Below are 12,386 nucleotides of genomic sequence, written 5' to 3'. Positions count from 1 at the left end.
AAATGTATGTTCTTTGAAAACTAGATAACAGTGTAGCTCATATTTTTTAATTTTAGTTTGGTTAAGTTAGAAAGGGCGCACGGTGGATGCCTTGACACTAGGAGTCGATGAAGGACGGGACTAACGCCGATATGCTTCGGGGAGCTGTAAGTAAGCTTTGATCCGAAGATTTCCGAATGGGGAAACCCACTATACGTAATGGTATGGTATCCTTACCTGAATACATAGGGTATGGAAGACAGACCCAGGGAACTGAAACATCTAAGTACCTGGAGGAAGAGAAAGCAAATGCGATTTCCTGAGTAGCGGCGAGCGAAACGGAATCTAGCCCAAACCAAGAGGCTTGCCTCTTGGGGTTGTAGGACATTCTATACGGAGTTACAAAGGAACGAGGTAGACGAAGCGACCTGGAAAGGTCCGTCGTAGAGGGTAACAACCCCGTAGTCGAAACTTCGTTCTCTCTTGAATGTATCCTGAGTACGGCGGAACACGTGAAATTCCGTCGGAATCTGGGAGGACCATCTCCCAAGGCTAAATACTCCCTAGTGATCGATAGTGAACCAGTACCGTGAGGGAAAGGTGAAAAGCACCCCGGAAGGGGAGTGAAAGAGATCCTGAAACCGTGTGCCTACAAATAGTCAGAGCCCGTTAATGGGTGATGGCGTGCCTTTTGTAGAATGAACCGGCGAGTTACGATCCCGTGCGAGGTTAAGTTGAAGAGACGGAGCCGCAGCGAAAGCGAGTCTGAATAGGGCGTTTAGTACGTGGTCGTAGACCCGAAACCAGGTGATCTACCCATGTCCAGGGTGAAGTTCAGGTAACACTGAATGGAGGCCCGAACCCACGCACGTTGAAAAGTGCGGGGATGAGGTGTGGGTAGCGGAGAAATTCCAATCGAACCTGGAGATAGCTGGTTCTCCCCGAAATAGCTTTAGGGCTAGCCTTAAGTGTAAGAGTCTTGGAGGTAGAGCACTGATTGAACTAGGGGTCCTCATCGGATTACCGAATTCAGTCAAACTCCGAATGCCAATGACTTATCCTTAGGAGTCAGACTGCGAGTGATAAGATCCGTAGTCAAGAGGGAAACAGCCCAGATCGCCAGCTAAGGTCCCAAAGTGTGTATTAAGTGGAAAAGGATGTGGAGTTGCTTAGACAACTAGGATGTTGGCTTAGAAGCAGCCACCATTTAAAGAGTGCGTAATAGCTCACTAGTCGAGTGACTCTGCGCCGAAAATGTACCGGGGCTAAATACACCACCGAAGCTGCGAATTGATACCAATGGTATCAGTGGTAGGGGAGCGTTCTAAGTGCAGTGAAGTCAGACCGGAAGGACTGGTGGAGCGCTTAGAAGTGAGAATGCCGGTATGAGTAGCGAAAGACGGGTGAGAATCCCGTCCACCGAATGCCTAAGGTTTCCTGAGGAAGGCTCGTCCGCTCAGGGTTAGTCAGGACCTAAGCCGAGGCCGACAGGCGTAGGCGATGGACAACAGGTTGATATTCCTGTACCACCTCTTTATCGTTTGAGCAATGGAGGGACGCAGAAGGATAGAAGAAGCGTGCGATTGGTTGTGCACGTCCAAGCAGTTAGGCTGATAAGTAGGCAAATCCGCTTATCGTGAAGGCTGAGCTGTGATGGGGAAGCTCCTTATGGAGCGAAGTCTTTGATTCCCCGCTGCCAAGAAAAGCTTCTAGCGAGATAAAAGGTGCCTGTACCGCAAACCGACACAGGTAGGCGAGGAGAGAATCCTAAGGTGTGCGAGAGAACTCTGGTTAAGGAACTCGGCAAAATGACCCCGTAACTTCGGGAGAAGGGGTGCTTTCTTAACGGAAAGCCGCAGTGAATAGGCCCAAGCGACTGTTTAGCAAAAACACAGGTCTCTGCGAAGCCGTAAGGCGAAGTATAGGGGCTGACACCTGCCCGGTGCTGGAAGGTTAAGGAGAGGGGTTAGCGTAAGCGAAGCTCTGAACTGAAGCCCCAGTAAACGGCGGCCGTAACTATAACGGTCCTAAGGTAGCGAAATTCCTTGTCGGGTAAGTTCCGACCCGCACGAAAGGTGTAACGATTTGGGCACTGTCTCAACCAGAGACTCGGTGAAATTATAGTACCTGTGAAGATGCAGGTTACCCGCGACAGGACGGAAAGACCCCGTGGAGCTTTACTGTAGCCTGATATTGAATTTTGGTACAGTTTGTACAGGATAGGCGGGAGCCATTGAAACCGGAGCGCTAGCTTCGGTGGAGGCGCTGGTGGGATACCGCCCTGACTGTATTGAAATTCTAACCTACGGGTCTTATCGACCCGGGAGACAGTGTCAGGTGGGCAGTTTGACTGGGGCGGTCGCCTCCTAAAGTGTAACGGAGGCGCCCAAAGGTTCCCTCAGGAATGGTTGGAAATCATTCGTAGAGTGCAAAGGCATAAGGGAGCTTGACTGCGAGACCTACAAGTCGAGCAGGGACGAAAGTCGGGCTTAGTGATCCGGTGGTTCCGCATGGAAGGGCCATCGCTCAACGGATAAAAGCTACCCCGGGGATAACAGGCTTATCTCCCCCAAGAGTCCACATCGACGGGGAGGTTTGGCACCTCGATGTCGGCTCATCGCATCCTGGGGCTGTAGTCGGTCCCAAGGGTTGGGCTGTTCGCCCATTAAAGCGGTACGCGAGCTGGGTTCAGAACGTCGTGAGACAGTTCGGTCCCTATCCGTCGTGGGCGAGGAAATTTGAGAGGAGCTGTCCTTAGTACGAGAGGACCGGGATGGACGCACCGCTGGTGTACCAGTTGTTCTGCCAAGGGCATAGCTGGGTAGCTATGTGCGGAAGGGATAAGTGCTGAAAGCATCTAAGCATGAAGCCCCCCTCAAGATGAGATTTCCCATAGCGTAAGCTAGTAAGATCCCTGAAAGATGATCAGGTTGATAGGTTCGAGGTGGAAGCATGGTGACATGTGGAGCTGACGAATACTAATAGATCGAGGACTTAACCATATAATATGTAGCAATGTTATCTAGTTTTGAGAGAACATAAAAAACTTGTTGACTTTTAAAGTGAATAAGTTATAATAATGATTGTCTCAAAAGAATAATGTCTGGTAATGATGGCAGAGAGGTCACACCCGTTCCCATACCGAACACGGAAGTTAAGCTCTCTAGCGCCGATGGTAGTTGGGACCTTGTCCCTGTGAGAGTAGGACGTTGCCAGGCAATATTATTCCGCAGTAGCTCAGCGGTAGAGCTATCGGCTGTTAACCGATCGGTCGTAGGTTCGATTCCTACCTGCGGAGCCATTGGAGAGCTGTCCGAGTTGGCCGAAGGAGCACGATTGGAAATCGTGTATACGTCACAAGCGTATCAAGGGTTCGAATCCCTTGCTCTCCGCCATAGGATTTATAATATTTGGCCCGTTGGTCAAGTGGTTAAGACACCGCCCTTTCACGGCGGTAACACGGGTTCGAATCCCGTACGGGTCACCACTTTGGAGGATTAGCTCAGCTGGGAGAGCACCTGCCTTACAAGCAGGGGGTCGGCGGTTCGATCCCGTCATCCTCCACCATATAAATTTTTATATGAATAGTATTATCGCGGGGTGGAGCAGCACGGTAGCTCGTCGGGCTCATAACCCGAAGGTCGCAGGTTCAAATCCTGTCCCCGCAACCAAATGGTCCCGTGGTGTAGTGGTTAACATGCCTGCCTGTCACGCAGGAGATCGCCGGTTCGACCCCGGTCGGGACCGCCATTTTTAATAAGGCTCGGTAGCTCAGTCGGTAGAGCAGAGGACTGAAAATCCTCGTGTCGGCGGTTCGATTCCGTCCCGAGCCACCATTTATCTTAATAAAATACGCCGGCTTAGCTCAATTGGTAGAGCAACTGACTTGTAATCAGTAGGTTGGGGGTTCAAGTCCTCTAGCCGGCACCATGTAAGTTTCGGAGGGGTAGCGAAGTGGCTAAACGCGGCGGACTGTAAATCCGCTCCTTCGGGTTCGGCAGTTCGAATCTGCCCCCCTCCACCATTTACATAGGGGCATAGTTTAAAGGTAGAACTGAGGTCTCCAAAACCTCCAGTGTGGGTTCGATTCCTACTGCCCCTGCCAAATATATTTACACAACATGGCGGTTGTGGCGAAGTGGTTAACGCACCGGATTGTGGCTCCGGCATTCGTGGGTTCGATTCCCATCAGTCGCCCCATTTTTATTTTTAAAATTACAAATAATCTAATTGATACTTACATATAATTAAGTAAGAAATCGATGGGCTATAGCCAAGCGGTAAGGCAACGGACTTTGACTCCGTCATGCGCTGGTTCGAATCCAGCTAGCCCAGCCATTTTTGCGGAAGTAGTTCAGTGGTAGAATACAACCTTGCCAAGGTTGGGGTCGCGGGTTCGAATCCCGTCTTCCGCTCCATTTTAACTTAATATGGCGGCATAGCCAAGTGGTAAGGCAGAGGTCTGCAAAACCTTTACCACCGGTTCAAATCCGGTTGCCGCCTTTCTTTTATGCCGATGTGGCGGAATTGGCAGACGCGCACGACTCAAAATCGTGTTCCTTCGGGAGTGTCGGTTCGACCCCGACCATCGGTATCATGAACGGCGTAACATCAAGGCTCTATACGACTAGTATAGAGTTTTTTTGTGTTTTCATCGCACGACAAAATAAGCACAAATAGTGTGCGGGAGGTCGTGTGCTGGTGAGTAAACGTAGAACATTATTATCGGAAGCCGAATTAAAAATTGCAACAAAATCCACGTATGTAACCACTGATGAAGAAGCATTAAATTTATTTTATACAGATTGCCAACTTCGAAATTTAAGACCTTATACAATAAAATATTACCGTGAGAGTTTACAAACAAAAATCAAACCGTTGGTTCTCATGACGGAAGATGACATCAAAAATATGATTATGGAAATGCAACGTCGAGGACTAAAGGTAACCACCATAAACACCAAATTGCGAGCATTCAAGAGTTTCTATAATTTCTTACACAAACATAAACACATCAAAAAAAATCCGATAGCGGACATAAAACTGTTGAAACAACGTAAGGAAGTTGTGCCTACGCTGAGCAAAGATCAAATCAAATTATTATTATCGTTATGTGACCGTAAAACGTTCGTAGGCGTTCGTGATTACACGATAATGATGTTAATGCTTGATACTGCCATAAGAGTGAATGAATTGGCAAATATCGACGTAGCGGACGTTAAGCATAATGAAATCGTGATAAGAGAAACGAAAACATTCTTCGAGCGTATTGTGCCAATGAGTAAAAAATTAAAAGAACAAATGGAAATTTATATTAAGATTCGTGGATATGCGGAATCGGACAAGTTGTTTCTCAATCAGGACGGAAACGAATTGAAAAAGCGTAGTATACAAACGAGGATTGAATACTATGGGAAATTAAGCGGAATTAAAGATGTACGTGTGAGTGCTCATACATTCCGCCACACATCAGCGAAATTGTTCATACAAAACGGAGGAAACGCTTTTCATTTGCAACAATTGTTAGGACATACTTCATTGGAAATCACAAAGAAATACGTGAACTTGTGGTCTACTGATATTGCTGAAAGTCACAAGAAATACGGGGCGTTAAATAATATCATTTAGAGATTTAGAAATATATTGCCATATGTTAATATAGAAAAGTTTACAAAATAAAAAACGAACGGATTATAGAGTTGGCGCTCTACCGCTCGTTTACCCATGATACAACAATCCCAAAGGACTATTGTGCTCTTATTTTAGCATGATTGTTCCTTTGAATCAAAGGAGAATAATGTATGTGTATTAAAAATGAAATCAACCACATTCAAAAACGTTTGCTTGAACGACTAAACGTTAAAAATCGATCCACCTTATTTACTATTATCGAGGCAATTTCTCAACAAGCGTACGCAAAATCCTCGTTTGTAGTATCACAAAAGAATTCTACATTAGCAATTAAATGTGATGTTACCGCTTCTACAATTTCACGCAACCTAAAGAAAATCAAAGACAAGTGCTCTGATTTAATTCAGATTGAACAAAATCGCAATGTATCAGAACAATTTGCTTCACTAGTATTTACGCTGATTCCACAAGCCAATTCCGACAAAATGTCGGAAATAAATGATGAATGTCAAACGGTAGTGACAAACGGTGAACAAACGGAGCAAGTCAATGATGATGCGGAATTTCATGATATTGCTGAATCGCCTTCTAGAAGTTTTTCTACTCATTCCTTAGTTTATATTTCTACTCATAATAATAATTTAAATACTAGTATTGTTAACAAAAAGGACGTTGAACAAAATAATATTATTCATGACGAATATGTATTTGCACGTAAAAACGGAATCAGCAAAAAGATGTTCTTTAAGGTCATTGATGAAATCAAAAATAAAAATAACATCAGCAATTTGAAAGCATATATCCGTGGAGCAATTAAAAATGTAATACACCATATATCATTTCGTGACGGTACAAAAGCATATGACAATCCCATGAACCAAATTTTTTATAAATGGCTGCATGAGTGAGATGTGAGCAAAATTGTGCAAATCTAGCGATATTCAAGGATATTTTATTGAATATTAATATTCAACGAACAGTCGTTTGAATGACAATTTTTCCTGTATGTGGTAAAAATTTAGACAAGCCATATAAGGGAGTTGATATGTATGTTAACTGAAGTAGAATATGATAATATGACCATTGCTGAGGGATTGGAAGAGTACAGTAAATTAATGAAGATGTTTAAAAAGCGTGGAGCGATACGCACAAATAATTTTGTGGGAGATATGGGTGAAACCATTGCAATTGAGCATTATAATCAATCGTCAACGTTGCCTAATTTACATGCGGTAAAAGTGGGCGAGAAAAATATTGATGCCATTAACGATAATAATGAACGCTACAGTATTAAATCGTCGAGAACTGGCATGACAGGAGTATTTCATGGATTAAATGACCCTGATTCCGATGTGCCACAAGAACAGTTATTTGAATACGTAATTGTTACAGTTCTTAACGATGATGTAACGCCAAAAGCGATATATCAATTGAATTGGGAAGCATTTATATCATTGAAAAAGTGGAATAGTTCAAAGCGTACATGGTATTTATCAATCACTAAAGAATTAAAGCGCAAGTCCCAAATAATATATGAACAGTAACCAAAAAAAAATGACCACTCATCAAATAAATGATGGGTGGTCGTTAGAACATTGACATAGACTTCGCTATATAACCGAAAAGAGCAAGTAACAGAAATGGAAGGTTTAAGTTACTTATAATACTATTATAGGGAATGGATCGGGTTTGTAAGGAAGCCAAATAAAAAAAATAGAACTTTTTTCATATGTTTGCTTTACAACTCAAATGTTTACACTATAATAGCATTGTGAAACAAAATAGCACTTTGAGAATCTAATAAAATGATGATTTTACTCATAAAAAAAAATAGGAGCCGATTCCTCGACTCCTAATGTATTACTTCATTTTTAAGCATACGATGGCATCTTTATTTAATACTTTTCCATCCATATATGCGTCTAATACAATTGTGTTTGTACCACGTAGAGCATTTGCAGTATCGTTGTCAATGTACTTTAAAGTTTGTCCTTTTTTAGTCATTGTAGCATAACCTTCACCAAGGTTTGCAAATACTACTGCACGTTGACCAGTTGCCATGTTTGGCATTACTTCACTGATTAAAACAGGCTGTCCAAACAATCTGTATGTTACACCAGTTTCAGCAACATCTTTGACTAAGTGATAGTGACCCATACCGTCTTTCATTTTTGCAATTTCGTTGAATACTTGACGGTTTACAATGAATACGGCATCTTTAACATAGTCAGGGTGAATTGAATTGTTTAGTGTTAATAATTCGTCAAGCGTGATACCAGTAGATGAAACAGTAGTGATATCTTGAACTGTTACATCATTTAAGATACCTTCGAATTCGCCTTTTGTTTTGTCGCCAATTAAAATCGCTGCATCAACAGTGATTCCTAAACGACGTGTTAGTAATTTTGTAGAATATCCAACTACATCAATACCAGAGTCGTTGATTAATTGCTGAGATAATTCAATTGCTGTACCAACACGTTTTTGTTCAAGCGTGATTTTGTCCATTGTGTAATCAGATAATTTAATATCTTGACCTTCACCGAACCAACCAGCTGTACCGAGTGATTTTTCACGTAAAACTTCTAATTTCCCTGAAACGGGTGAAAAATTTTGTGTGCGACCGAATAGAGGTGCAAATTCGGCTAATTTTTCTACAATGTAATCTGAAATTGTTGATGGAATTGTCAAACTACCAGGAGTTGCATTAGTTGTGATTGAGCGACGCTCTTCGCCATCTTCACGACGTAAGAATTGTTCCAGTCCTCGTTTTTCTGTTTCAAAAGCATTTTGTTTGTTTGTCATAATAATTTCCTCTTTTCTTTGTGATAGGTTTCTTGATTCAACAGAATTGATCTTGTCGTTAATTTTTTGAACTTCGCTTAAAATCGCTTCTTGACGTAATTGTTCAGAAGGAGTGAATGAACGTTGTTCGGTTACTTTTGATTGCTCGATTTCGTTCGCTTCGAAAAGTAATTCTTGCTTACGCTCTTCGAGTTGTTTGAGATTCATATTTTCAAATTGCATAATTGGTTGATTCCTTTCTGTTAGATTTGGGATTTCAACGTCTTGACGAATATCGTTTGAACGTGCCTCAATAGCACTGTCTTCATACGCTGGGTCTGAAACAATGGAACATTCGTATAATGCTAAATCAGTGATGGAACGCTGATTAACGCCTTTTTCCTTCGTCCATACATCATCAAGAACTACCATTCCAAATGACATATTGCTCAAGGTTCCACGTTTGATGGAAGAGTGAATATGTTCCGAATGTGTACTTGGAACAAGATTTGCTTCCATTTCCAAACCTTTTGATGTTTCTGTAAGTTTCAAAGTTTCATCTTTCGTACGAGCAAGTAACATGTTTTTGTCATGTTCGAGCAAGAGTTTTACATCATTGCCACGTTTCAGTGCTTTTTCAAATACGTTTGGCATTACACGTTCGATAAATGGTTTGCCGTGTTTGTCGTATAATTTTTGTGACCAAGCACCGCTTTTATTGACTAAACCACGCACAAAAAACCCATCAGATGATTCACTAACCTCTGACAGGCTGAAACTTCTTTTTTCAATTTTTTCATTCATGTGTTATGTCATTTCCTTTCTCTTGATTTGATGTGCCACCGTCTGTATTAGGAACTGTCATTTCTTTTGTTTTAGGGTTGTATAAAACATGATTTAATCCCCACATGAACACATCATCATCAATTTTTGGTAAATCCAATTTTGCACGTGCTTCATTAATTGTTAATAATCCCTTTTCAAGTCCTAAAGCAATTGATTCTGTACGTTCCTTTTCAGTAGCACGTAACAATTCGCTTGTGTCAAAACGGAAATAATAACCTTGTGATTTTTCTTTTTCCGTTAACAATTCCTTATTAAGCACTTTTTCAATATCAACTAAAATAGGAGCAATCGTATGCTTTAAGAAGTGCAAACTGTTTTGTCCTACAGTGTTGTATTTATTGGCCTTTGTACTAATTAGGGATTCTGGAACACCGAATAGAGTACATATTTTTGAATCCGTTCTACTCATCGTTTCATTCATTTGAATTTCATTAGGATTCATTGAAATCTTGTCAAAAGACATACCTTCTTCGAGAATGACGGTTTTTGCCGAGTTTTTAACGCCACCGTAAAGTTTAGCCCACGCTTCACGTAATCGTTCAATTGCAGTTTGAGATAAACGAGCGGTTGTTCTTAAAATACCAAGTGGTAATGCTCCACGTTCGTAAATGCCATTTGTGTATTCGATTTCTGCAAGTGCTTGTTTGAATAATTTATCCCCATGTTTCAGAAGACCTTCGCCTTCAAAATCGTTAACTGGAATGTTTATTACACGTAATAGTTCATCAGGATGAAATGTTTTGCGCTCATTCGCTCCAACATGTTGACCTGTAAAAGTTGTCAATTGATATTCCGCATGTGTGTATTTGATACCATCGTGATATTTGTTTACAATCGCTACATCTTTTGCTGATAAATAATTCAATTCTTTTAGTGATTTCATCGGTTCACCAAGAACTGTTTTTACGTCATAACGTTTGTATAAGAATGCCTGTCCATATAACAAATAATCCTTAACCAAACCTTTCATAAACGTTTCATTTTCATCATTTAACAGAAATACACGCTTATCTTCTAAAACTTTTTCAATTGATCCATCTGCATTTTCCTTATGTAAATTAATCGGTAGACCTGAAACGGTTTTTACGGTTAAATCTAAACACGCTGAAGCGGTTGGAATTTGTGTTACTGTTTTTTCATTAACGACCATTCCACCAAATGAATTGTTCGGTGTAATTTCCACGCCACCAATAGTTGTTTTTTCTTCGGTACTACGTTTTTCAAATAGGTTTAAAAGTCCCATCATTTCAATTCCTTTCGTATAAAATAAAAAAAGACGTAACACTCGGTTACGCCTACGTTAAATATTTAAATGCTTTATAATGCCAACAAATGGAGTTGTTGACACTAAAAACATATAAGAGTTGGTACGTGCAAATGTGAAGAAGTTACATTTACACAATCCGAAAAACAGTAACAGAAATGGAAATAACGGTTACTGTAAATATGATGCAATTTCCGTTGCACCAGTTATCACCGCAAGAAAGGACACTGCAAGGGTATATAATAAACGGTGATAATTGCTACAACGGAAATCAATCAAACTTGTTCCACCAACCTTTAATCCATGACAATGTAAACGGTGGTTGGTCATCTTTTGCTAACATTTCATTAATCATGTCTAATGCTTGTACTTGCTTTAATTCTTTTTCTCTTTCTTGTATTTCTTCTAATTCCAATATTGCAAGAATCCTATAATATTCTTTTTCGCCAACTATTTTAATTAACGACTTATCTAAAACTGCCATGTAGTCACCATCTTTCATAAAAAATATCCCGCCTTTTTCCGATAAGACGGGACAAAAAATAAAACCTAAAGAGAATGCTTATGTCAAAAGCATTAATTTAAAGGTCGTGCTCAGCGACCCTCATAATATATATACAGTCCTCGATGATGGATAAAGAGCAAAATGCAAAAAACGAAAGGTTTTTTTATATTTATTCTTTGACGAATACATCCCAATATTCTTGAATATCTTCGAGTCCTTTTGGATTCTTTTTCAATTTGCAAAACATCGCTTTAACATACAAGTATCTTTCGTAAGACACGCCTGTATGTGGTTCATAATCCAGCAAATATTTCAGTGGCTCATAAACTTTTGGGAAAAAGATTGTTTTAATGAAGTTATCAATTTTTAATTCATGATAATCATAGGTTTTGAGAAATTCTTCGGTCAAATATGGTTTCAACTGTTTCAAAATCTTTTCATCTTGTGGTGTCATGATAAATCCAATTCTTCATTAGTCGTTGATTCTTGGAGCATACGTCTCGTTGATGCTGAAAGATTCAATTCTTTCATTAATTCGATAGATTTTTGTGTTGCGGTTGCCCATAATTTATACGCTGGATTTTCTTTCCTACCATGTAACCCATCAACAAATGTTCCATGTTCATCAATTTCCAACTGACATTCCTTGATGGTTCCCAATGCAAATGCTAGATTGGTTAAATGTGCTTCATCGAATGTATTTGATGTACCAAGTTTTTGTAACTCTTCTACGATTATTTTGTAGTATTTCTTTGCATGTTTATTTAAGTGCTTTGGTGGAATTACTTTAATTGGTTCAAATGTATCATTGAAATCTAAAGTATCATCCATCAATGCTGCCAATTTTAATGGTGTTCTTTCATTACGTGCTGTTGTTCGTGGGTCTTGCATTATGATCTTCTCCTTTTACATTAATTTCAAGAAAAACAATTTCGGAAAATGTGAGTCGTCGTGTGAATTAAGCCTCACCTGTTCTCCTAATCCCCTCAGGATTTTTTAGAATTTGCATAAGGGGGTATCTATATAACAACTAATTCTGTAGTTGTTTTAATTTCCTGTGTTTATATGAATGTTTCATATTTTCGCTATGTGTTACCCATTCAAGATTATCTACATTATTATTAATTCTGTTTAAATCAATATGATTAACAAATGGTTTGTTATACACATTTGGTATATATGCTTGAGCAACTAACCTGTTAACACGATATGATTTATTGTTGACGGTGTAATAATGATAACCATCTTTATCAAGATATAATTTCATATGTCGTTCAATACCAGTAACAGTGCTTATTGATTTAACATTGCCTTGTGGTGATATATAATATTTCCGTTTAGCACTTTGACCAAACTGTTTCCATTGTTCATTCATAA

The 12,386-nt window shown here is 40.2% G+C and carries 9 protein-coding genes, 15 tRNA genes and 2 rRNA genes; 20 read left to right on the top strand and 6 right to left on the bottom strand.

Annotated elements, in window-relative coordinates; genetic code table 11:
• Nucleotides 1–59 precede the first annotated feature (59 nt).
• The 20 genes from CDB3_RS22180 to CDB3_RS22085 all read left to right on the top strand — a co-directional run bounded on the left by CDB3_RS22180 (nucleotide 60) and on the right by CDB3_RS22085 (nucleotide 7,154).
• Nucleotides 60–2,981, top strand: a 23S ribosomal RNA gene (locus CDB3_RS22180).
• 100 nt (nucleotides 2,982–3,081) lie between these two features.
• A 5S ribosomal RNA gene (rrf, locus tag CDB3_RS22175) occupies nucleotides 3,082–3,197 on the top strand.
• Between the two features lie 8 nt (nucleotides 3,198–3,205).
• A tRNA-Asn gene (locus CDB3_RS22170) sits at nucleotides 3,206–3,280 on the top strand.
• 2 nt (nucleotides 3,281–3,282) lie between these two features.
• Nucleotides 3,283–3,374 (top strand) — tRNA-Ser (locus CDB3_RS22165).
• A gap of 17 nt (nucleotides 3,375–3,391) precedes the next feature.
• Nucleotides 3,392–3,466 (top strand) — tRNA-Glu (locus tag CDB3_RS22160).
• 4 nt (nucleotides 3,467–3,470) lie between these two features.
• A tRNA-Val gene (locus tag CDB3_RS22155) sits at nucleotides 3,471–3,546 on the top strand.
• A gap of 27 nt (nucleotides 3,547–3,573) precedes the next feature.
• Nucleotides 3,574–3,650: transfer RNA gene (locus CDB3_RS22150), tRNA-Met, on the top strand.
• A 3-nt stretch (nucleotides 3,651–3,653) separates the two neighbouring features.
• A tRNA-Asp gene (locus CDB3_RS22145) sits at nucleotides 3,654–3,729 on the top strand.
• A gap of 10 nt (nucleotides 3,730–3,739) precedes the next feature.
• Nucleotides 3,740–3,815, top strand: a tRNA-Phe gene (locus CDB3_RS22140).
• An 18-nt stretch (nucleotides 3,816–3,833) separates the two neighbouring features.
• A tRNA-Thr gene (locus CDB3_RS22135) sits at nucleotides 3,834–3,909 on the top strand.
• Nucleotides 3,910–3,919: 10 nt separating this feature from the next.
• Nucleotides 3,920–4,003 (top strand) — tRNA-Tyr (locus CDB3_RS22130).
• 7 nt (nucleotides 4,004–4,010) lie between these two features.
• Nucleotides 4,011–4,084 (top strand) — tRNA-Trp (locus CDB3_RS22125).
• Between the two features lie 19 nt (nucleotides 4,085–4,103).
• Nucleotides 4,104–4,179: transfer RNA gene (locus tag CDB3_RS22120), tRNA-His, on the top strand.
• Nucleotides 4,180–4,242: 63 nt separating this feature from the next.
• Nucleotides 4,243–4,317, top strand: a tRNA-Gln gene (locus CDB3_RS22115).
• 5 nt (nucleotides 4,318–4,322) lie between these two features.
• Nucleotides 4,323–4,397 (top strand) — tRNA-Gly (locus tag CDB3_RS22110).
• A gap of 14 nt (nucleotides 4,398–4,411) precedes the next feature.
• Nucleotides 4,412–4,482, top strand: a tRNA-Cys gene (locus CDB3_RS22105).
• A gap of 9 nt (nucleotides 4,483–4,491) precedes the next feature.
• Nucleotides 4,492–4,573 (top strand) — tRNA-Leu (locus CDB3_RS22100).
• 107 nt (nucleotides 4,574–4,680) lie between these two features.
• The gene (locus CDB3_RS22095; protein WP_128855971.1) at nucleotides 4,681–5,607 is read left to right on the top strand and encodes a tyrosine-type recombinase/integrase; all 927 of its coding nucleotides are present in this window, start codon (nucleotides 4,681–4,683) and stop codon (nucleotides 5,605–5,607) included.
• A gap of 173 nt (nucleotides 5,608–5,780) precedes the next feature.
• Nucleotides 5,781–6,518 carry a hypothetical protein gene (locus CDB3_RS22090; RefSeq protein ID WP_128855970.1) on the top strand — a complete coding sequence of 246 codons (738 nt, stop codon included), beginning with the start codon at nucleotides 5,781–5,783 and terminating at the stop codon, nucleotides 6,516–6,518.
• 141 nt (nucleotides 6,519–6,659) lie between these two features.
• Nucleotides 6,660–7,154, top strand: a complete 495-nt coding sequence (locus CDB3_RS22085; RefSeq protein ID WP_128855969.1) for a hypothetical protein — start codon at nucleotides 6,660–6,662, stop codon at nucleotides 7,152–7,154.
• 316 nt (nucleotides 7,155–7,470) lie between these two features.
• On the opposite strand, the gene CDB3_RS22080 is transcribed toward CDB3_RS22085, so the two are convergent.
• The 6 genes from CDB3_RS22080 to CDB3_RS22055 all read right to left on the bottom strand — a co-directional run bounded on the left by CDB3_RS22080 (nucleotide 7,471) and on the right by CDB3_RS22055 (nucleotide 12,384).
• Nucleotides 7,471–9,198 (bottom strand): phage major capsid protein, encoded by a 1,728-nt coding sequence (locus CDB3_RS22080; RefSeq protein ID WP_128855968.1) that lies wholly within the window; start codon nucleotides 9,196–9,198, stop codon nucleotides 7,471–7,473.
• Nucleotides 9,191–10,525 (bottom strand): phage portal protein, encoded by a 1,335-nt coding sequence (locus tag CDB3_RS22075; RefSeq protein WP_128855967.1) that lies wholly within the window; start codon nucleotides 10,523–10,525, stop codon nucleotides 9,191–9,193. The genes CDB3_RS22080 and CDB3_RS22075 overlap by 8 nt, the downstream gene beginning before the upstream one ends.
• 250 nt (nucleotides 10,526–10,775) lie before the next feature.
• On the bottom strand, nucleotides 10,776–11,006 hold the full coding sequence (locus CDB3_RS22070) for a hypothetical protein (RefSeq protein WP_256869581.1): 231 nt from the start codon (nucleotides 11,004–11,006) through the stop codon (nucleotides 10,776–10,778).
• Nucleotides 11,007–11,178: 172 nt separating this feature from the next.
• Entirely contained in the window at nucleotides 11,179–11,463 is a 285-nt protein-coding gene (locus CDB3_RS22065; RefSeq protein ID WP_128855966.1) for a hypothetical protein, read from the bottom strand.
• Complete coding sequence (locus CDB3_RS22060; protein ID WP_128855965.1) at nucleotides 11,460–11,900, bottom strand: P27 family phage terminase small subunit; 441 nt, start codon at nucleotides 11,898–11,900, stop codon at nucleotides 11,460–11,462. Before CDB3_RS22060 ends, CDB3_RS22065 begins: the two co-directional genes overlap by 4 nt.
• 139 nt (nucleotides 11,901–12,039) lie before the next feature.
• Nucleotides 12,040–12,384 (bottom strand): HNH endonuclease, encoded by a 345-nt coding sequence (locus CDB3_RS22055; protein WP_128855964.1) that lies wholly within the window; start codon nucleotides 12,382–12,384, stop codon nucleotides 12,040–12,042.
• Nucleotides 12,385–12,386 lie beyond the last annotated feature (2 nt).

This window comes from Bacillus sp. CDB3 (assembly GCF_002081505.1).
GTDB lineage: Bacteria > Bacillota > Bacilli > Bacillales > Bacillaceae_G > Bacillus_A > Bacillus_A cereus_AT.
This window is presented reverse-complemented; position numbering and strand designations above follow the sequence as displayed.